The following is a 20,534-nucleotide window of genomic DNA, read 5'->3' on the forward strand; positions in this document are numbered from 1 at the left end:
ATATTTTTTTGGCTTAATTAGTTTTGCAATTTCAAACACCAATTCTGGCTGAAACACAGATCCCCAAGATAGCGAACGAAATTTTAATCAATATGTTACAAACCTCTGCCTATTTTTTTTAGCTGATCAGGCGGAAGTCCATGGTTTTCGTTAGATTTTAATTGTGGTTTCTCTAATTTTTTCTTTTAATTTCTTTCATGAGATCCTCAAGATAATCAGTTTGTACGTCTTGTATTTCCAACAGTTTTTTGTTCTGATTTACCAATAGATGGTCTATTTTTTCACTCAGTAATTTTATTTCTAATTCAGCTTTTAAATTGATTTTGTAATCGTGTTCTCCCCTCAGTCTATCCTTTTGTTCCTGTCTGTTTTGGCTCATCATAATAATCGGAGCCTGAATAGCAGCCAGACATGAAAGAATGAGATTGAGTAAAATAAAGGGAAATGGATCAAAAGATTTTGTTAAAAACCAAATGTTAATCATCATCCATATTAGGATAAATGAAAAGAATACGATAATGAATGCCCAACTACCTCCAAATAAGGCAACTTTATCTGCAATTTTCTCTCCCAGAGTTAATTCTGCTTCAATTTCGTTTTGTATATTTTCTGACAGAATGGAGTTGTTTTTAATAGCATCCAGAACGTCCAGGTCTATAATTGCCAGTTCACCTCTTTCTTGGGTTATTAAAGAAGTTAAATATAGCCGTCTGTATTTATTAAGCTCAATTAAAGAAATATAATGATCCTTTGAAAAGCCGGGAAAATCTGTTTTTAATAAATTAAAAACACCATCCCTGATGTCCAGACCTTGTATTTCTTCACCGGGTCCGATCTCTTTTTTGCTGATATAGCTTGTTTCCATTTTTTGATAACTATTTTGATCCTTCAAAATTTAGCATTATTTTTTTTTTTTTGGCATTCCGGTCTCAAAAATACTTAACTGTAATTTTTCCGAAGGAGAGTGATGGAATTCAATGACACAGTCTTATGTTAATAGGCTATTTAGAATATTCATAATCAACAAATAAATTATTTTCCACATGTTGTATTCCCGGAGTTTTCCAAGCGATACGGCAGGCTTCCTCTTTTTGATGCCAGGAATTTACTGTCCCTGTTAAAGTCACTGTGGTGCCGGATACTTTGATATGGATATCACTGTCGTATACCACCCAGTTCATTTTCATTGCATTTTCAACATCTTTTTGCTTAATCGCATCATGGATTTCTGATTTGATTTTAATATTATTGATGATGGCTTTCACTCCAGGAAGATAATGTATGGCATTTTTTGTCATTTCTCTCTGATAGTCCCACTGCATTTCTCCCTCTAAGGTTACCTGTCCGTCCTCAACAATCACTTTGATCATATTTTCAGGGATCAATGCATTTGATTTAAAAGCTTTTACAATTTCATCGGCAACTTCAATATCGGTTTTTGATGTGGAGTTTGGAAATTTTACTTTAATATTTTCTACTAATACTTTTACCCCAATTACTTTTTTTGCAGCGTTTTCCGCCTCAACTTTTTTTGCATAGCTGTCAACGATTCCTGTAAGAGAAACTATACCATCCTTTGCAGTAACTCCAATTTCTGCAGCGTGTAACAGAGGTTCCCATGCAATGGCATCCTGAACATTTTTTTGTAGTTCGGCATTTGTTTTCATACTCATTTATTTGTTATCCAAAATTCCAGAAACTTTGTAGAATATACTATGATATGCATCACGGCGAAACCTGATCCTGATCAGGCATGTAAATTTATCTTCATAAGCCCTACATTCGGCTAAATAATGCTTATTTTTAATAACCTATTTATTTGATATGTCTCACAATATACCCGAAGGTCTTACAGGTCTTACCAACGATGAAGTAATAGCTTCCAGACAACAGTACGGATATAATCGGTTAGAGGTTGTCCAAAAGAACACATGGTTTGATTTGCTTATTAATGTTTTAAAAGAGCCGATGCTGATTCTGCTTATCATTATTGCATTTATTTATGTGATTATAGGAGATTATGGGGAGGCAGCTTTTATGTTTGTGGCTCTTGTAGTTGTTACCGCTGTTTCTTTTTATCAGGATAACCGCAGTAAAAAAGCTTTAGAGGAGCTTGAAAAGTTGAATGAGCCATTAAGTACAGTTATCAGAAACTCTAAAATAGAAGAAATTCCTACGCATGATATTGTTGTAGGTGATTTATGCATTACCGAAGAGGGAAGAATTATTAATGCAGACGGAAAGATTCTTCACAGTAATGATTTTTCCGTTAATGAATCTTCTCTTACCGGGGAAAGTTTTTCAGTTTTTAAGGATAACAGATCAGAGGATAATCTTGTGTACAGTGGTACGGTAACGGTTTCGGGGCTAGCGGTTTTCAAGGTGCAGAAAATAGGCAAAGAAACGCGGGTTGGCAAAATTGGAGAATCAATACTGACTATAAAAGAACAAATTTCGCCATTGCAGATTCAGATTCGGAAGTTTGTAAAATGGATGGCCGTTATCGGGATCGTTATTTTTCTTATGGTCTGCATCTTCAGTTATATCAAAACCGGGGATCTTGTAACAAGTCTGCTTAGCGGATTAACACTTGCAATGTCGGTGCTTCCCGAAGAAATTCCCGTAGCATTTACAACTTTTATGGCATTAGGAGCCTGGAAACTTATGCGGGAAGGAATTATCATAAAACGCAGCAGCATTGTAGAAACTTTAGGAAGTACTACGGTTATCTGTACTGATAAAACCGGTACCATTACTGAAAACTCAATGCAACTGAAACATTTGTATAATTTCAAGTCCAACAGGACTTATGAAGAAAAAGAATTTAAAGCGGATGAGCTAACGGAACTCATCGATTATGCCATGTGGAGTAGTGAGCCGGTACCTTTTGATCCTATGGAAATCACCCTGCACAAAATATATGAGGAAACTCAAAAAAATGAAGTAAGAAAAGAATATAAGATGTTTCACGAATATCCGCTTGAGGGCAAACCGCCCATGATGACTCATCTTTTTGAAAATCTCAATAAAGACAGGATTATTGCTGCCAAAGGAGCTCCGGAAGCTATTCTGAATGTTTCGCGACTTTCAGATGCTGAAAAAGAAAAGATTAGAAATGTTATCAAAACATTTGGACAGCAAGGCTACCGCGTTTTGGCAGTTGCGAAGTCTCATTTTGAAGGAAACAACTTTCCCGAAAAACAGCAGGATTTTGAATTTGAATTTTTAGGACTGACTGTCTTTTATGATCCTCCTAAAAAAGGAATTCATGAAGTGTTTCAAAATATTTATGATGCAGGTATTAAGGTAAAGGTAATAACAGGAGATAATGAAGATACAACCAATGCCATCGCAAAGCAGGCAGGAATTATTAATACCACTCCGGCCATCAATGGCAGTGAAATAATAAATACTTCTGAAGGAGAATTAATGCAGATCTCGGAGCGTACTACTTTATTCACCCGGATGTTTCCGGATGCAAAGCTTGCCGTCGTTAATGCTTTAAAAAAGAAAGGCGAGGTGGTGGCGATGCTTGGAGATGGTGTAAACGACGGTCCTGCGCTAAAAGCCGCACATATTGGTGTGGCAATGGGAAATAAAGGCACAGAGATTGCCAAATCTGCTGCCGCATTGGTTATTACTAATGATGACTTAGAAAAGCTAATTGTCGGAATTGCTGCAGGAAGGAGAATTTATACCAATATTAAGAAAGCAGTTCAATATATTATTTCCATTCATATTCCCATTATACTTACAGTTTCTTTACCGTTGTTTCTGGGCTGGGTATTTCCTCAGATATTTACCCCGGTTCATGTTATTTTTCTTGAATTGGTGATGGGGCCGACCTGTTCTATTGTATATGAAAATGAGCCAATGGAAAAGAACACGATGAAACGGCCTCCAAGAGCAATGGGAGATACTTTTTTAAGTTTGAACGAGCTGGGAATCAGTGTTGTTCAGGGATTGCTAATTACGCTTGGAGTTCTTTTTGTGTATCAATTTACGGTTCAAAACGGAGGTGATGAAGAAAAAACAAGAACAATGGTGTTTACTACTTTAATTTTTGCAAACATATTGCTGAGCTTTACCAATCGGTCATTCTTTTACAGTATAATAGAAACTTTCAGAAACCGTAATCCTTTACTGATTGGGATGTCTGCTCTGGTATTGGGGTTGCTGTTTTTAATATTATATGTAAAGCCTGTTTCTTTATTCTTTAAAGTAACAGCTCTTACTATAAATGAGTTAGGAATTGCTCTTCTAATCGCAGCTGTTTCTGTTTTATGGTTTGAAATTTATAAGTTGGTAAAAAGAAAATGGAGAGTGAAAGTATAAAATAAGGATATGGAGAAGCTTCATCGATCTGTATCAATGAAATCAAACCTAAAATAAAGAAAAAGTTCAATTTTCAGGAATGATTAATATTTGATATCAAACCATTATTTTTTCTCTTTTTTAGCTTCTTTTTTCTTTTTATTAAAATATCCTCTTAACAGAAAATTATTCTTAGCGGCGGCTTCTATCTCTTTCAGGTCTACGGCTCCTTTTTCTATATTAATGATTGTTGAATCCACAGATCTTCCAAGTTTAGGATTGTTAATGAGCTTAGATAAAACATTCTCGTCATTATTTATTTTTGATGTAAATTTTATAAAATCATCAGAGCTTTTTTCAAGATTGCGGACTGTTTTATCTAGTGACATTGCCAGCGTATCGTTGGAAGATAATTGGGAGAGTATATTATTCTTATCATTGAGTTTTGAAGTGAAAAGAGTTATCTCACCGGTGCTTTTCTGTAGGTTAGAAATACTTTTTTCTATATTATCCGCCCATTTAGTATCGGTAAATATTTTTGCGGCAGTTCCGTTTTTATCATTCATTTTCGATGTAAATTGTGCCAGTTCTTTGGAACTCATTTGCAGATTTTCTACTGTCTTGTCTATTCTGGCAGCAAAATCCTTATTGGTCATTATTTTTGTCAGCAGGCTATTCTTATTATTCATTTTTGCACTGAACTCAACAAGCTGATCGGTAATTGCTTTTGTATTATCAGCACTTTTTTTTACACTCGAAAAAATGTCATCTATTTCGATTGTTTTATAAGAGACAATCATATCATTATCCTTCACTGTGGTAGTAGAAGCCATACCCGGAGAGATAATAAGAACTTTATCACCCATTAATCCGTCCGAGGCTATACTGGCAACAGCATCGGTTTTTATATATTTCTGAACATCCTCTTTAATTAATAACTTGACCAGAACCAATGAATCTGAGACAAAATCTATTTTACTGACTGTTCCGATATTAATACCGGATAGACGTACGGTACTGCCTTGCTTCAGCCCGCTTACATTTTTAAATTCTGAACGCAACACGAAATTAGAACCAAATAAGTTTCTGTTGACACCAATAAAATAGATGGCAGTTATAAAAAGAAGAATGCCTGCTGTGACAAAAACTCCCAATTTCCAGTTGTTTGATGATTCATTACTCATGGCTGTTTTGTTTATTTTTTAAAAAAAGATTTTACCCAATTATCGGTGTTGTTTTCTATGTCATTATAACTGCCTTCAGCTTTAATGATGCCATCTTTCAGGACTATGATCCTGTCACTGGTGTACTTTGCACAGATCAGATCGTGGGTTATGATAATAGAGGCTGTATTGTATTTAATTTTAATATTTCGGATAAGATCAATTATCTCACGAGCTGTAATAGGATCTAATCCTCCTGTCGGCTCATCATAAATGATAATTTCCGGTTTAATGATTAATGCTCTAGCCAGCCCTATTCTTTTTCTCATTCCGCCGGAAAGTTCTGCCGGCAATTGATCAATGGCTTCTTCCAGTCCTACGTTTTGCAATGCTTCTATAACTGCAGATTCCATTTCCTGATCCGTGAGATTCTTTTTATTATGCTGTAATGTAAAAATTAAATTTTCTCTGACTGTCATGGAGTCATATAAAGCTCCGTTTTGAAATAGAAAGCCAATCTTCATCCGTATCCGGTTAAGCTCATCTTCACTAAGTTTTGTGATATCTTTTCCCTTGATGATTATTTCTCCTTTGTCAACCTTAGTGAGTCCGACGAGGCATTTCACAGCGACAGACTTACCTGAACCTGATCTTCCTAATATGATAAGATTTTCTCCTTTGTCAATGGTAAAGCTTATGCCGTTCAAAACCTTGTTGCTTCCATAAGATTTATAAACATTTTTAAACTCTATTAATGGGGCAACAGCTGCCGGATGGCCATTTCGGATTGTAAAGTTTTCAGTAATTTTCATTATAGTTCAAAAAATAGATCGGTTACCTGTACTGCTATCAAATCAATGATAAATATCATAAGTGAGGCTAAAACAACGGCTGAATTTGCTGCTGTTCCTACACTTTTTGTCCCGCCTGAAGCATTAAATCCTTCATAGCATCCGATAATCCCGATAAAGAAACCGAAGAAAAAGGTTTTTATAATAGCCGGAAATATGTCTACATATTCCAGAGATTCAAAAACATGAGAAAGATAATGCTCTAAATTACTTTCGCTGTGCATATTGAGTCCAATGAAACCGCCTATTATTCCGATCAGATCAGTGTAAATTACCAAGAGAGGGATCATTAATGTTGTAGCCAGGGTTCTGCTTACCACGAGATAGCGATAGGGATTGATAGCAGATACTTCCATGGCATCAATTTGTTCGGTGACTTTCATAGAACCCAATTCTGCTCCAATACCTGATGAGACTCTTCCTGCACAGATCAATGCTGTAATTACAGGGGCGATTTCTCTTATTAAAGACAAAGAAACCATGCTTGGTATTAAGGACTCGGCTCCAAATCTTGCCATCGTAGGGCGTGATTGAATGGTGAGTACAAGTCCCATAATAAAGCCTGTTATCGTTACCAGCGGTAATGACTGGTAGCCAACAATAAAGCATTGTCGTATAAACTCTTTAAACTCGAACCCCGGTTTAAAAATTTCTTTAAAAAAACGGATTGAGAATGAAGTTATACTACCTGCCAGAGTAAGTTTTTTATTAAAATAGCTTTCCACGATATGATGTTTATATATTCAGATTGTCCATTTTTTCTGTAGCAATATTCTCAGCTGATAAGTGAAAATTTATAGCCTGAAACTTTTAGTAACTGGAGAAGAATTATAGATTGTACTCATAATCTACTTTTAATTCATTTTTGACTCGCTGTATGCCCGGTGTTTTCCAGACAATACGTTCTGCTTCTTCTCTTTGTTGCCAGGTGTGTACTGTCCCGGTTAATGTCACTGTTGTTCCTGATACTGATACATTAATATCACTATCATCAATTGCGCTTCTTTTAAGTGCTTTTTTAATATCACTTTTTTCAACGGTGTTTTGGATTTCGGGATTGATGATGATATTATTATAAATACCCTTAACTCCCGGAAGATATCTTACGGCATTTTCTGTAATCTCACTTAAATAGTTCCAGGCTACTTCACCATCCAGATCCACCCATCCTCTTTCTACTTTTGCAGTTACTTTTTCTTCTGGAATAAAGGAGTTTGATTTGAATGCGGCAATAATCTCTTTGCCTATTTCAAGATCAGTTTTTACCCGTGGATCGGGTAATTTTACTTCGATATTCTCTATCAGTACTCTTACTCCCAAAACATTTTTTGCGGTATGTTCAGCCTGTATTTTTTTTGCGTAATTGTCAACAGTACCCGTTAATGAAACAATCCCGTCTTTTACAATAACTCCAATTTCTGCTGATTGCAATAGAGGCTCCCATTGAATGGCGTCCTGAACATCTTTTTGTAATTCTTCATTTGTTTTCATTTCTTATTTTTTTTTTGTAATTAAAAAATTCTAATCAGCTACGTACTTTCGTATCATGATTTTCACGTAGGCCGGCCGGATTCAAAACTCCTGGGCTTTCAAATCCATGATTGGTTTTTCCCGGGATGATACCTTCTTTTTTTACATTGATCATGGCGGGTGTTACTTTATTTTGTATTAATTATTTTTCAATAAATCCCTCCTGTTGCATTTTATTACGGAGAGTGCGGGCAATTTCGTTCGTTAGTCTTTTTACTCCCTTCGGATCATATGTTTCTGTAATTCCTGACCATATTATTTTATCATCCTGAATAGAATAGATAATAGTTTCAATAATGAATTTTTTGGTGATGGTATAATTGCCGGGAATATTGTAATACATCCAGTTTCTGTAATAGTAGGTAATGAAGTCCTCATAATACATTGGATACATGTAATATTGCTGGGGAGTATACACCTTTTCTTTATCCACATCTATCAAACGCATAGTGACGGCAGCATCAAAGCTGTCTTTCTTTATTTTATTCCTGAGAGCCTGTTCGTCTTTCCTGTTAAAATTTTCATCCAGATAACTGTAAGAGGTAATACCCTTTCCATGGAGGTATTTTACCATTTCATCTTCGGCGCTTCGGCGATTGGTTTCGTTTCTCAATAAGGCTACTACTAATACTTTTTTCCAATCTGAAGCATGAATTTGTTTCGCAGGATCTCTCCAGCTGCTGACTATGCTGGTTGAACTGCAGGAATTTGCAAATACTGTTAAAGAAAATACAGTAAAAAGGATAAGCTTATGATATTGTAATTTTTTCATGTTATTATTTCTTTATTAGATTGTTAGCTTAATCATGATAGAAATTAAGCTATCCAAAGGTCTTGAAACCATAGTGGAAATTAAATGATGCCTGTCACGGTTAAAATTGATGTTAGTCAGATTAAAGTGTTGGAAATCTGTTGTTCTTTTTGAAATAGAAGCTGTATTTAGCTGCATATCATTTTTTTACGTGATGGCAGTCATTATCTAAGCAGGTTATAATTTAGAAATTTGCTACATAATTTATAGATTATGAAAACTCTTTTGAACTTCACAATTATTCTTTGCAGTGTTATTATTGCACAGGCTCAGGACTTGAAGATAACCAATCAGATCGCTTCCTCGCTTAAAGACACTGTTATTCTTTCGAAACTGCATTATCCAAAATCGGTCATGCGGTTTTATGCCAAGAATAATTCTGAATATGCCTGGATACATGGCGTACAGAAGCTGGATCAGCCAGAACTAGCGATGCTTCTGCTGGAATATTCTTATCGATTTGGATTGCCTTTATCTGATTATCATTTGGAGACTCTTTCGTTAGAGAAATTAAGAAAATTAAGAAATATTTCTGCTGAAGCAGATCAAAAAGAAAAGGCTCTGTTTGATGTTTTAATGACTGATGCCCTGATTACCTTCATCAATAATCTTCATTTTGGAAAATATAATCCGTTGTATAATTCATTAAATATTGATACTAATGCTATTCATGAATTTCGTGCAGATGACATACTGCTGGATGCAAGACAACAGACAGATTTTCTTAAAGCACTTGAGGTTCAGCCTAAGATTAAAGCTTATACAGACTTTCAGGATTATTTAAATGTTTTTTATACAGAAAATGATTGTATGGATTCTCATCCTGAAATAGAAAAAATCATGATCAATATGGAACGTTTGAGATGGATTGATAATGAAAGTAAACCTTATATTTTGATCAATATACCGTCTTATACACTTGAATTATATCAGAAAGATGCCGTATTTGATTTCAAAGTGATTGTGGGAAAACCAACTACCAGAACTCCGGTTCTGGAAAGCAGGATCAATTATTTTACAACAGCTCCTGACTGGAAAGTTCCTCAAAGTATTTTCGTAAAAGAGATGCTTCCAAAGATCTTAAAAAGCAGTCAGTATTTGGAAGACCATCATTATGCAGTTTATGACAGACATGGCAATGAAGTTGAAATAAGCTCGTCGAAGCTTAAAGAGATCCGTCAAAATCCCTATCATTACAGTGTACGACAATCTTCGGGCTGTGACAATGCATTAGGAGCTGTCGTTTTTCGTTTTCCAAATTCTTATGGAGTATATCTTCATGACACCTCTCAAAAACAATTGTTTAATCAAAGCGAGAGAGCCTTAAGTCACGGTTGCATCCGCGTAGAAAAGCCTAAGGAACTTGCGTCACTGTTATTAAGATATGATGGAGCAGAAAGTGATATCCCTGTTTTTGAAAATGCAATGGCTGAATATAAGAGAAAAGATTTTGTTTTAAAGCAACCGGTTCCTGTCGTCATTACGTATCTGACTTGCTTAATAAAAGATGGAAAACCGGTATTATATAAAGATATCTACCATTTTGATGATTCGCTCGAAAATAAATTTAACCTAAATAAATAATTAAACGATGAGAACAATTCTAGTACCCACTGATTTTTCAAAGCCATCTAAAAATGCAGCATATTATGCTTTGCATATGGCTCAAGCTCTGAAAGCCAATATTGATTTGTGCTATGCTTTTAACCTACCCACCGAAAGCCCGATGTTAGGACAGGTTTCATGGGCTTTATATGATTATCCGGCCTTACAGGAAGAAAACAGTAAAGAATTAAGAAAGCTGGTAAAAACATTAGAAGAAAAAGGAAATACTATATGGGGTGTTAATGCTTTTCCTTTTCATCCGTCAATATATTATACGTGTGAGGCTGGGGATGTTGTACAGGTAATTAATAATACAGCAATAAATAATAAAACGCTGCTTGTTGTAATGGGTATGACCGGAGCCGGAAAACTTTCCCGTTTTTTCTTTGGAAGCAATAGCCTTAAAATGATTAACAATACGCAGCACCCTCTTCTTTTAGTACCACAAAATCATAAATATAAAAAATTAGAGAAAATTGCTTTTGCCACAGATCTGAGTAAAAAAGATATAAAAATAGCACAGGCATTGGTGAAATTTGCTAAATACTTTGATGCTGAACTTTTAATTACCCACATTATTCAGAGTACAAATGATGTTATGGAAGATACGGCATACGAGCATAAAAAAAAAGTGTTTTTAAAGGCTCTGGACGGTAAAGTCTGCTATAACTGTATTTACAGCGAAAATATAGATTATGGTTTAGATATACTGAAAAATAAAGATATTGATATATTGGTAATGGGGCATGACCACAGGAGTTTTCTCGAAAAATTTACCAAGAGCAGCCATGCTGCAACACAAGCTGCTGAGTTAGAAATTCCACTATTAATCATTCCGGAAATTGATCAGCTGTTTTTTTAAGTTAAAGAATTCCTCAGGCTCTGTCTTGGGGAATTTTATTTTATATTTCAATTTTTTTATTCTTGTTTATTGAGAATAATTAATTACAATTTGATGTTTTAACATTTTTTTAATATTTATATAGTATTATTCGTGCTGCAATCCATAACTTTATATGATGGTTTAATATACGGATTATGGAAAGTGCTAAACTTTTGTATGCTATTATAGAAACAGCAATTGATGGTATTGTTACCATTGATAACAGAGGGAGAATAGAAAGTATGAATCCCTCTGCGCTAAAAATATTTGGGTATAAAGAAGTGGAGCTCATAGGAAAAAATATTTCAGTTTTGATGCCGGAACCCGATAAAAGTCAGCATGATGGTTATTTGCTTAATTATCAAAATACCGGCGAAAAAAAAATAATAGGCAAAGGAAGAGAAGTACAGGGATTAAGGAAGGATGGATCAAAATTTCCTTTCAGGCTTGCTGTAAGCGAAGTACAATATCAGGACAGAGTAATTTACACAGGTTTTATCCATGATCTTTCCAAAGAAAAAGAAGCTGAAGAATCCCTTAAAAATTATGCCGGTGAGCTGGAAGAATTGGTCGAAAGCAGGACGAAATCCCTAAAAAAAATGCTTCATGAATTGGAAAAAGCAAAAGAAGAAGCTAGTATAGCCCTGGAAAAAGAAAAACAACTGAATCGGATGAAAAGCCGTTTCGTATCAATGGCGTCACATGAATTTCGTACCCCCTTAAGTTCCATGCAGCTTTCTGCGGTACTTATTGAAAAATATCTTCAAGCTTCCGATAATATCCAAATATTAAAACATCTTCATAAGATAAAAAATGCAATTGCCAGCCTGAATTCTATTCTCAATGATTTTCTTTCCTTAGAAAAGCTGGAAGCAGGTGTGATATCGCCCAATTATGATGTATTTGATGTCATTAAGTTTTCTGAAGAGCTTACGGAAGAGATGCAGCTTATAACAAAAGTAGACCAAATAATTATTTATCAGCATACGGGATCAGAAAGTGAAATACATCTGGATCAAAATTTATTAAGGAATTGTTTAATAAACCTGATGAGTAATGCTATAAAATATTCGGGAGAGCATACGTTGATTGAATTTTCTTCAGAAATAAATAAAGAAGAATATATTTTCACCATAAAAGATAATGGGATAGGAATACCCCAGGAAGATCATTCTGCTCTTTTTCAGCCCTTTTTTAGAGCGCATAATACAGGTAATATTCCGGGAACCGGCTTGGGACTCAATATTGTACGTCGATATGTAAGCCTAATGAACGGGCAGGTTCATTTTGAGAGTACATCTGAAATTGGAACTAAATTTACATTATCATTTAAAAAAAATGATGCCCTTTAATAATATCTTCAAACCAAATGGAAAAAATAAGTATACTGATTATTGAGGATAATGCCGATATCCGTGAAAGCACTTCGGAAATTCTTGAGCTTGCCGATTATGAAGTGTTTCAGGCTTCTAATGGTAAACAAGGTGTAGATCTGGCCATTAAACATACACCGGATGTCATACTCTGCGACATTATGATGCCGGAACTTGACGGATACGGAGTCCTGTATCTTTTAAGCAAAAGAGAAGATACCGCATTGATCCCTTTTATCTTTATTACCGCAAAAGCAGATAGAATTGAGGTACGGAAGGGGATAGAAATGGGCGCTGATGATTATCTCACTAAGCCTTTTGACGATATTGAGCTTTTGAGTGCGATTGAAAGTCGCTTGAAAAAGAAAGAGCGCCAGAAAAGGCTTTATAGCTCGAATCTTACTCAAATGAGCAATTTGTTTCAGGCTTCAAATGGGCTTGATGAATTAAAAAAAGCTTTCGACGAGCGAAAAATAAAGTCTTTTAAAAAGAAGCAAATTATATATTACGAAGGTGATACAGCAAACGCGGTTTATCTCATTATTTCGGGCGCTGTAAAAACCACAAAAATGACAGAAGAAGGGAAAGAGCTTATGACAGGGGTGCATAGCCCGGAAGATTATTTTGGGATTACCTCAGTATTTACCGGAAAGGAATACAAAGAGACTGCTGAGGTATTGGAAGATGCTACAGTATGTTCAGTTCCGGGAGAAGTAATAGATCAGTTACTCTATAAATATCCTGATATAGCAGGGAAATTCATCAAGATTCTTGCCCATCATGTGATTGATCATGAAGAGCATTTACTGCAGCTTGCTTATTTTTCTGTACGAAAAAGAATGGCGGAGGTACTCCTTAGACTACATACAAAACACCCCCATACCGAAAGTTTCGAAATTTCCAGGGAAAATCTTGCTTCTATGGCGGGGATGGCTATAGAAACGGTAAGTCGTATTCTCAGCGATTTCAAAGATGAAAAATTAATCGATAGAGGAGCGGGTAAGATTACGATACTTGATGCTCCAAGACTTCAAAAGCTAAAAAACTAATATCTATCACTTTTTATAATGACATCATGCATGAGCCAGTTCTGTAGAGTTCAATACATTTGATTATTGAAAAGACGGTATGAAAGTCATAGTTTATAATATAGATCAGGAAAATAAGGTACTTCTTGCGCTTGCTAATCGTAAAAAACATAAAATTACGATTATAACATATCCCTTGAATGAAACCACAGCTGATTTTGCAGAAGCAAAACGTGCTGTCATCATCATTGATCACGGAAGTCAACTTTCAGAGAACCTGATTCTGAAACTTCTTTCCTTAGGAGTACAGTATCTAATATTCAGATCTCAGGATCACCTTTCCGCTGACTTATCATTTATTAGAAATTTTGGATTGAAATGCATTGTTATTGAAATTGCTGACTCAAGATTAGCAGTTTTCAAAATAATTGAAATTCTGGATGCCTGGGAAGAAAGTGATTAGAATCATACCCAAAAGAAACTAAGGTCATTATCTTAAAATTATTTCCATTATACCTTTGAAGTATTAAAATCTAAAAATAATTTTATTATGAAAACTTTAGAAACCCCCAATCAAATCGCCCAATCTCCACTTGCAACTACAATAGAAGATTTTTGGAACAAAGAAGGATTCCTAAGTGAATCAGCCAAAATGGAACCTACCGTTAATATCATTGATAAGAATGGTATTTATAAGCTAAAAGTTTCAGCGCCGGGATTTAAGAAAAAAGATTTCAAAGTAGCAGTTGAAGACGGATCACTCATCATCAGTGCTGAAACCAGTGCCGAGAAAAAAGAAGAAAAAGAAAATTATGTAAGAAAAGAATTTTCAGCTTCCTCATTTACCCGCAGCTTCCGTTTACCCGACAATATTACTTTGGGGCATATAAAAGCCAATTATAAAGGTGGATTATTAAATATTACGATTAATAAAACCAATCTGGATAAAAAAGAGGTAAAGGAGATTAAAATACGCTAATTTTTTTAGTGTTAATTCATAAAACCTGTTGTGTATTTTACGGATTTATTTAAATGTCCTGTAATCAGGATTCGCTGGATGGGCAACAGGTTTATAAAAATAAAAAAATGGATACAATCATTATAAAATCTCTTGGAGGAGCCGAAACAGTTACCGGATCCAAACATCTGTTAAAAACGAGTGAGCTTAACATATTAGTAGATTGTGGATTATTTCAAGGGTTAAAATCTCTTCGTGAACAAAACTGGAAATCGTTAAACATCGATATCGAAGAAATAGATATTGTAATTCTTACCCATGCCCATCTGGATCACTGTGGATATATTCCTCTTCTTGTCAAAAATGGTTTTAAAGGTAAAATTTATATGACAGAGCCTACGAAGGAATTGGCGAAATTAATCTTATTAGATAGCGCAAAATTACAGGAAGAAGATGCCGAAAAAGCCAATTATCATCATTATACCAAGCATAATCCGGCAAAACCTCTGTATACGGTAAATAATGCTGAAAAATCTTTTAAACAATTTTATACTGTTAAGGAAAATGTCAGCATCAAATTAAGCGAACATATACAATGCAGATTCAAAACCTGCGGTCACATCATTGGAGCTTGTTCTGTAGAAATTGTATGCTTTGATAAGACCATTGTTTTTTCCGGGGATATAGGTCGAAACCACAGTGCAATTCTACCTCCACCTGATTTTTTCACCAAAGCAGATCTTTTAGTGATGGAATCCACTTACGGAGACAGGCTTCATGACAATACAAATTTATACGATAGTTTAGAGCATTGGATCAATTTTACAATCAAAAACAACGGAAATATAATTATTCCCAGTTTTGCTGTTGGCAGAGCACAGGAAGTTATTTATATTCTTTCTCAGCTAAAGGAACAGAACAAAATCCCACATGATCTCCCCATAATATTGGATAGCCCTATGGCTGCTTCTGCAACAGATATTATGCTTGAATATGCAGAATATACTACTGTAGATAAAGAAAAATGGCTGGAAATTATTGATCATATCAATATTAATAGAGAATATATGAATACTGCTGAAATCGTTCATGATAAGCAAAGTAAAATAATTATTGCAGGAAGTGGCATGTTGACAGGAGGGCGTGTGCTTGAATATTTAAAACATGATATAGGAAATAGCAGGAATACAGTGTTGATTGTTGGGTTTCAGGCAGAAGGTACTCGCGGAAGAGCATTGCTTAATGATTCTCATGAGTTGAAAATTCACGGGAAATATTATCCGGTGAAAGCAAATATAGTAGAATTAACAGGATTATCTGCCCATGCTGATCAATCTGAGCTGATGGAATGGATAAGAAAATATAAGAATCCTCCTCAGCAAATCATGCTGGTTCACGGCGAATCCTCTGCACAAGAAGCATTGCGAGTTAAAATTCAAACAGATTTGAAGATACCTGTTAAAATTTTAATTAAAGATGAGGAGGTAGTTTGTTGAGGTAAGGGATGATGTCGTTTAATTGATTTAAAATTTACTTTATGGAACTTCTTGCCAAAAATGCCATACAGATTCTAGAAGACCGTTATCTTCTGAAAAATGATAAAGGGGTATTAACAGAAACTCCAGATGCGCTCTTCAAACGGGTTGCAGAATATGTTTCCGCTTGCGAAAAAAAAGATACAGCCAAATGGAACAAAGCCTTTTATAAAGTAATGAGTGAATTAAAATTCCTGCCTAATTCACCAACACTAATGAATGCAGGCTGTGACCAGGCACAATTAAGTGCTTGTTTTGTATTGCCCATAGAAGATAGTTTGGAAAGTATTTTTACGACCCTTAAAAATGCGGCTTTAATCCACCAAAGTGGAGGGGGTACTGGGTTTAATTTTTCAAATCTTCGCCCCAAAGGAGATTTGATAAGTTCTAGCAAGGGAGAATCTTGCGGTCCGGTTTCTTTTATGAAAATTTACGATGCTGCAACTGAATATGTAAAACAGGGAGGCAAAAGAAGAGGAGCTAATATGGGAATCTTAAATGTTGATCATCCGGATATCGAAGAATTTATCATGTCAAAATCGGATAAGAAATCTATAGAAAATTTTAACCTTTCGGTAGGGATCAGTAATTCTTTTATGAAAGCAGTAGAAGAGGATTCGGATTGGCAGCTTATGAATCCACATACTCAAAAGGTAGCCCGAGTCATATCTGCAAAATCACTCTGGGAATTGATTGTACAGCAAGCATGGAAAACGGGTGATCCTGGATTGGTTTTTCTTGATGCCATTAACAATGCCAATACTACACCTGATCTTGGTACAATACAGGCAACCAATCCTTGCGGAGAAGTTCCTTTATTTAATAACGAAAGCTGTAATCTGGGTTCAGTTAATCTTTCAAAAATAGCAATATTTAATAATGGGAAATATGAAATAAATTGGGATGAATTATCCCGGATTATTCATATTGGAATCCGTTTTCTGGATAATGTCATTACACTCAACCACTATCCGCTTCCGGAAATTAAGATCACAACTTTACAGTCCAGAAGGATAGGATTAGGATTAATGGGCTGGGCAGAATTGCTCATTCTATTAAATATTCCATACGCATCCAAAAAAGCCTTGTTATTAGCAGAAAAACTCATGAAGTTCTTTCAGAAAGAAAGTTATGATGCTTCAGAAAAACTGGCACTGGAACATGGCACTTTTCCAAGCTGGGAAATCAGTAAATTTGGGATTTCCAATAGAAAGATGAGAAATGCAACCTGCAACAGTATTGCTCCTACCGGAACCATTTCGGTTATTGCCAATACCTCTTATTCCATAGAACCTTTATTTGCGTTGGCTTACAAACGGATGGGTATTTTAGGCGGTAAAATCCAAACTGAAATCAATGATGTATTTATTCAAAAAATGAAAGACTTGGATTTATGGAATAAAGAAATGGAGCGGGTTGTTATAGAAACTGGAAGTTTAAATGGGTTGAAAAATATTCCTAAGAAAATAGGCGCTGTTTTTACGACAGGTTTAGATATTCCGTGGCAATATCATTTGCTACATCAAAAAGCATTTCAAAAATATACTGACAATGCGGTTTCTAAAACCATAAACCTCCCTGAAAAGGCTACCGTACGAGATATTGCAGATATTTACCAAACTGCGTATAAATACGGCCTTAAAGGGATAACGGTGTATCGTTATGGTAGCAGAGTAGGTCAGGTACTTCAAAAATGTAATGTTAATGGGTGTTGAAGATAGAACTGGATGATAATTTAAGCAACTACCGCATAAGTACGGTAGTTGCTATCATAGTGTATTTAGAATCGCTGATGTATTATAAAATAAGGAACGTTTCAAAGTTGGGCAATTGTCTAGAGAATACATCGAATTATATTTTTAAACAAATTCCCAACAAATCCGGATATGCATATGAATTTTCTTAACATTTGCTAATCGATACTATCATCTATATGTATTGCAAAAGCATTTTTCCTGTTAGCATCCTGGCATCCGAATCTAATTTTAGAAATTAAATAAGCTAGCTGTCTATTGAGCTTTAACTTGTTCCAGTTTTATAAAAACTTTAGTTCGATCAGGCCTTGCAGCACCTGATGTAGGAGCACCGGCCATAATAGTGGCAGTATAAGCCGTTTTAGAACTTAGATTAGAGTCTATCCAGGAATATCTTCTGTGTTCCGGACCATTGCTATTGGCATCTAGTATGCCTTCATTTCCCCAATATGCATTGCCTAATGCTCCCGTACTTTGTGAAACCCAAGCTGAGCCACCGCTAATTGCTCCGCCCCATACAGAAGGGGGGGTAGTCATTACTCCGGCATCTATAAGAATACCTCCATATTCTGTATTGTAATTCCAGTATAAATCAACTGAAGATCCTGTAAGGTTAATTAATTGAACATTAGGTCGAGCTGTCGTTGCGGGGTTGGTTGTATCCATGATGACACGTATTGCATATTTCCCATCAGGACTACCTAAGATGATACAGTGAGACTGTTTTCCATTGGCTGCATCCGTATATAAGGTTGGATATCCCATAACAGCTACTGATGCAATATCTGCACGACTGTTATTACCTAATGTAACGGTACAGTTTTGTGAGACAGATAGAAATGGAATTAAAGAATTTGACATTGGAATAACCATGGCGTTTGAATTAATTGGCGTTCCTGTTACCGAAAAAACTAATTCTCCATCTCCGTATTCTAAATTACCAGGGCGTAATTGGAAAGTAAGCCCGTTTATTGTAAAAGGAGCTCCTGAATCATATCTTCCTCCATTACCCTCGGTGTAAACTACTCTTAAGTTTCCATTAAAAGGTACCCCTGCGGTATAAGAAGTTGGATTAAGATAAGCCGTGTTACATTGCAAACTTGTTATAACTGGAGCAATGGAAGTAGTTGCCTGTACGATTTTCCAAAGTAGCCCATCCCAGTAATAATATCCTGCTGGCAAATTACCGGCTCCTCCGGTATTATATACCCAAAGTCCTGTCGCATTGGCAGTTGAGGGATTAAGTTGAAAAGTACTGCTGGACAATACAACACGCGGAGGTAAAAATCCTTTATTTGTAGCTTGTACATCTAACAAAGCGGAACCGTTAGGTGATACAGTACCTATTCCGGTATTCCCGCTATCCTGAATTACAAAATCAGTTTCTGTATCACGGGCTGTGATTCCGTCTGATTTTTTCCCAAGAATAACACTGCCTGTTGTATTTATCCATTCATCATTTGTATTATCAACACCTGCTGTACCAATAGATCCTCCTATTTTATTCCAGAGAGCACCATCAAAAAAGTAGTATCCAATGGAGGTTATATTGATTCTTTGGCCTGATGTGTCCCCACCGCTTATATCTGTAATGTATATAAGTGCTCCCTTCTGATCTACACCATAGGTTGCCGTGTTTGATGTAAGTTCAGCCCTGCTAAGACGTGGAGCCTGAAGTCCGATTGTTTGATTGTTGTTGGTAATAATTCCAGCTGCATCTCGTTGTGCACTAACATCGAGGGTAGTTTTAGGATTTTCAGTATTAATCCCTACTTGGGAGTAGGCCAGTCCAAAAATTAGTATTGAGCCTAAAAGAACGATTTTTTTTCTCATGGTATTAAATTTAATAGGTTATTTGAGGTTTTACAAAAGATGAAGGTTATATTACGATAGAGTTTTTATTAAGATTGAATTCAAATAATGAAATGTAAGGTGGTGCACGAAAGGATCGTGAAGCGATCAGAAAAGTTGAATAGCAAGGTTTGTAAATGATGTCACGATTTATACAGAAAAATAAAAATGCTAATTGACTCTGCTTATAAATAGAATTATCGGCAAAAATTACCATGTTCTCTTCCAAGTATATTTGGGAGCCTGGCTTAATGAAAACAATTATATAGAAAAAAAATATAATCTTTCCAAAAAATATTTTTATAAAAAAATATTTCATTCGAGTTTTCTATTAGTTTTTAGTTAAATCCAAAAATTAAGATTAAGTAGAACTTACATTTATTTTTAGACAATATTGGTTTTTAACCAATCAATTATTCAAATATAGAAATAATTAATTATAAATCCGAAATAAATATTATAGAATAGAATTAATTTATAATTGCGTAATGTATTATTAATTTAAATGTAAATAATTAAATCAATTAATTAATCGTTGATCTCTCTGATAAAAGCCAATACAAAAAAAACTGTGAAAATGAGAAGTACTGTCTTTATTAGGACACAATTCTTATTCTCTTTTAAAAGTGTGAAAAAGATCAGAAAAAGATTACAGTTTAAGAAATCGAGGATTCTACGGAGTTAGTTTAAAATTCAAGCGTATCTTTAGGTGAGGAACGAAGTGATCTGAAGAAATGTAATATTCTGATAGTCATATTATTTTGTTTTCAAAGAAGAAAATAAGCAATGGCCACAGACTGATTGAATATAAAATCTCCGAGCGGAAGCGATGGGATTTTTTGTATCCGGAATTAAAGGAAAAATAACTAAATTGGAAA

At 35.2% G+C, this 20,534-nt stretch carries 17 protein-coding genes; 9 read left to right on the forward strand and 8 right to left on the reverse strand.

Annotated features, from left to right (window positions below):
• Window positions 1-172: 172 nt before the first annotated feature.
• Together BT156_RS06065 and BT156_RS06070 are read right to left on the reverse strand one after the other, a co-directional pair.
• A complete protein-coding gene (locus tag BT156_RS06065) occupies window positions 173-865 on the reverse strand; it encodes a DUF1003 domain-containing protein (protein ID WP_072408181.1) in 693 nt (230 codons plus the stop codon).
• A 136-nt stretch (window positions 866-1,001) separates the two neighbouring features.
• Entirely contained in the window at window positions 1,002-1,667 is a 666-nt protein-coding gene (locus tag BT156_RS06070; protein WP_072408183.1) for a BON domain-containing protein, read from the reverse strand.
• Window positions 1,668-1,824: 157 nt separating this feature from the next.
• Between BT156_RS06070 and BT156_RS06075 the strand changes: the two genes are divergently transcribed.
• Window positions 1,825-4,335 carry a cation-translocating P-type ATPase gene (locus BT156_RS06075; protein ID WP_072408185.1) on the forward strand — a complete coding sequence of 837 codons (2,511 nt, stop codon included), beginning with the start codon at window positions 1,825-1,827 and terminating at the stop codon, window positions 4,333-4,335.
• Window positions 4,336-4,439: 104 nt separating this feature from the next.
• Here BT156_RS06075 and BT156_RS06080 read toward each other — a convergent pair whose 3' ends face one another.
• The 5 genes from BT156_RS06080 to BT156_RS06100 all read right to left on the reverse strand — a co-directional run bounded on the left by BT156_RS06080 (window position 4,440) and on the right by BT156_RS06100 (window position 8,630).
• Window positions 4,440-5,498: an MlaD family protein gene (locus tag BT156_RS06080; RefSeq protein WP_072408187.1), complete on the reverse strand. Its 1,059-nt coding sequence runs from the start codon at window positions 5,496-5,498 to the stop codon at window positions 4,440-4,442.
• Window positions 5,499-5,509: 11 nt separating this feature from the next.
• Window positions 5,510-6,289, reverse strand: a complete 780-nt coding sequence (locus BT156_RS06085) for an ABC transporter ATP-binding protein (protein ID WP_072408189.1) — start codon at window positions 6,287-6,289, stop codon at window positions 5,510-5,512.
• Window positions 6,289-7,053 (reverse strand): MlaE family ABC transporter permease, encoded by a 765-nt coding sequence (locus BT156_RS06090; protein ID WP_072408191.1) that lies wholly within the window; start codon window positions 7,051-7,053, stop codon window positions 6,289-6,291. The genes BT156_RS06085 and BT156_RS06090 overlap by 1 nt, the downstream gene beginning before the upstream one ends.
• Window positions 7,054-7,156: 103 nt before the next feature.
• Window positions 7,157-7,819 carry a BON domain-containing protein gene (locus tag BT156_RS06095; protein WP_072408193.1) on the reverse strand — a complete coding sequence of 221 codons (663 nt, stop codon included), beginning with the start codon at window positions 7,817-7,819 and terminating at the stop codon, window positions 7,157-7,159.
• Window positions 7,820-8,000: 181 nt separating this feature from the next.
• Window positions 8,001-8,630 (reverse strand): hypothetical protein, encoded by a 630-nt coding sequence (locus BT156_RS06100; protein ID WP_072408195.1) that lies wholly within the window; start codon window positions 8,628-8,630, stop codon window positions 8,001-8,003.
• A 252-nt stretch (window positions 8,631-8,882) separates the two neighbouring features.
• Between BT156_RS06100 and BT156_RS06105 the strand changes: the two genes are divergently transcribed.
• The 8 genes from BT156_RS06105 to BT156_RS06140 all read left to right on the forward strand — a co-directional run bounded on the left by BT156_RS06105 (window position 8,883) and on the right by BT156_RS06140 (window position 17,766).
• Window positions 8,883-10,253 (forward strand): L,D-transpeptidase family protein, encoded by a 1,371-nt coding sequence (locus BT156_RS06105; RefSeq protein ID WP_072408197.1) that lies wholly within the window; start codon window positions 8,883-8,885, stop codon window positions 10,251-10,253.
• A gap of 7 nt (window positions 10,254-10,260) precedes the next feature.
• The gene (locus BT156_RS06110; protein ID WP_072408199.1) at window positions 10,261-11,136 is read left to right on the forward strand and encodes a universal stress protein; all 876 of its coding nucleotides are present in this window, start codon (window positions 10,261-10,263) and stop codon (window positions 11,134-11,136) included.
• Window positions 11,137-11,312: 176 nt separating this feature from the next.
• The gene (locus tag BT156_RS06115; protein ID WP_072408201.1) at window positions 11,313-12,509 is read left to right on the forward strand and encodes a PAS domain-containing sensor histidine kinase; all 1,197 of its coding nucleotides are present in this window, start codon (window positions 11,313-11,315) and stop codon (window positions 12,507-12,509) included.
• A 17-nt stretch (window positions 12,510-12,526) separates the two neighbouring features.
• A complete protein-coding gene (locus BT156_RS06120) occupies window positions 12,527-13,579 on the forward strand; it encodes a response regulator (RefSeq protein ID WP_072408203.1) in 1,053 nt (350 codons plus the stop codon).
• Window positions 13,580-13,658: 79 nt separating this feature from the next.
• Complete coding sequence (locus BT156_RS06125) at window positions 13,659-14,021, forward strand: Rossmann-fold NAD(P)-binding domain-containing protein (RefSeq protein ID WP_072408205.1); 363 nt, start codon at window positions 13,659-13,661, stop codon at window positions 14,019-14,021.
• Window positions 14,022-14,108: 87 nt separating this feature from the next.
• Entirely contained in the window at window positions 14,109-14,537 is a 429-nt protein-coding gene (locus tag BT156_RS06130; RefSeq protein WP_072408207.1) for an Hsp20/alpha crystallin family protein, read from the forward strand.
• 107 nt (window positions 14,538-14,644) lie between these two features.
• Complete coding sequence (locus tag BT156_RS06135; protein ID WP_072408413.1) at window positions 14,645-16,012, forward strand: MBL fold metallo-hydrolase RNA specificity domain-containing protein; 1,368 nt, start codon at window positions 14,645-14,647, stop codon at window positions 16,010-16,012.
• 41 nt (window positions 16,013-16,053) lie between these two features.
• A complete protein-coding gene (locus BT156_RS06140) occupies window positions 16,054-17,766 on the forward strand; it encodes an adenosylcobalamin-dependent ribonucleoside-diphosphate reductase (protein ID WP_072408209.1) in 1,713 nt (570 codons plus the stop codon).
• 294 nt (window positions 17,767-18,060) lie between these two features.
• On the opposite strand, the gene BT156_RS06145 is transcribed toward BT156_RS06140, so the two are convergent.
• Entirely contained in the window at window positions 18,061-19,638 is a 1,578-nt protein-coding gene (locus BT156_RS06145) for a hypothetical protein (RefSeq protein WP_072408211.1), read from the reverse strand.
• Window positions 19,639-20,534 lie beyond the last annotated feature (896 nt).

Origin of the sequence: Chryseobacterium limigenitum (genome assembly GCF_900114875.1) — a bacterium.
GTDB classification, from domain to species: domain Bacteria; phylum Bacteroidota; class Bacteroidia; order Flavobacteriales; family Weeksellaceae; genus Chryseobacterium; species Chryseobacterium limigenitum.

What these genes read in the sequence shown, in the direction of transcription:
- BT156_RS06065 (WP_072408181.1), bottom strand. Translation starts at nt 865, where the DNA reads ATGGAAACAAGCTATATCAGCAAAAAAGAGATCGGACCCGGTGAAGAA.
- BT156_RS06070 (WP_072408183.1), bottom strand. Translation starts at nt 1,667, where the DNA reads ATGAAAACAAATGCCGAACTACAAAAAAATGTTCAGGATGCCATTGCA.
- BT156_RS06075 (WP_072408185.1), top strand. Translation starts at nt 1,825, where the DNA reads ATGTCTCACAATATACCCGAAGGTCTTACAGGTCTTACCAACGATGAA.
- BT156_RS06080 (WP_072408187.1), bottom strand. Translation starts at nt 5,498, where the DNA reads ATGAGTAATGAATCATCAAACAACTGGAAATTGGGAGTTTTTGTCACA.
- BT156_RS06085 (WP_072408189.1), bottom strand. Translation starts at nt 6,289, where the DNA reads ATGAAAATTACTGAAAACTTTACAATCCGAAATGGCCATCCGGCAGCT.
- BT156_RS06095 (WP_072408193.1), bottom strand. Translation starts at nt 7,819, where the DNA reads ATGAAAACAAATGAAGAATTACAAAAAGATGTTCAGGACGCCATTCAA.
- BT156_RS06100 (WP_072408195.1), bottom strand. Translation starts at nt 8,630, where the DNA reads ATGAAAAAATTACAATATCATAAGCTTATCCTTTTTACTGTATTTTCT.
- BT156_RS06105 (WP_072408197.1), top strand. Translation starts at nt 8,883, where the DNA reads ATGAAAACTCTTTTGAACTTCACAATTATTCTTTGCAGTGTTATTATT.
- BT156_RS06110 (WP_072408199.1), top strand. Translation starts at nt 10,261, where the DNA reads ATGAGAACAATTCTAGTACCCACTGATTTTTCAAAGCCATCTAAAAAT.
- BT156_RS06115 (WP_072408201.1), top strand. Translation starts at nt 11,313, where the DNA reads ATGGAAAGTGCTAAACTTTTGTATGCTATTATAGAAACAGCAATTGAT.
- BT156_RS06120 (WP_072408203.1), top strand. Translation starts at nt 12,527, where the DNA reads ATGGAAAAAATAAGTATACTGATTATTGAGGATAATGCCGATATCCGT.
- BT156_RS06125 (WP_072408205.1), top strand. Translation starts at nt 13,659, where the DNA reads ATGAAAGTCATAGTTTATAATATAGATCAGGAAAATAAGGTACTTCTT.
- BT156_RS06130 (WP_072408207.1), top strand. Translation starts at nt 14,109, where the DNA reads ATGAAAACTTTAGAAACCCCCAATCAAATCGCCCAATCTCCACTTGCA.
- BT156_RS06135 (WP_072408413.1), top strand. Translation starts at nt 14,645, where the DNA reads ATGGATACAATCATTATAAAATCTCTTGGAGGAGCCGAAACAGTTACC.
- BT156_RS06140 (WP_072408209.1), top strand. Translation starts at nt 16,054, where the DNA reads ATGGAACTTCTTGCCAAAAATGCCATACAGATTCTAGAAGACCGTTAT.
- BT156_RS06145 (WP_072408211.1), bottom strand. Translation starts at nt 19,638, where the DNA reads ATGAGAAAAAAAATCGTTCTTTTAGGCTCAATACTAATTTTTGGACTG.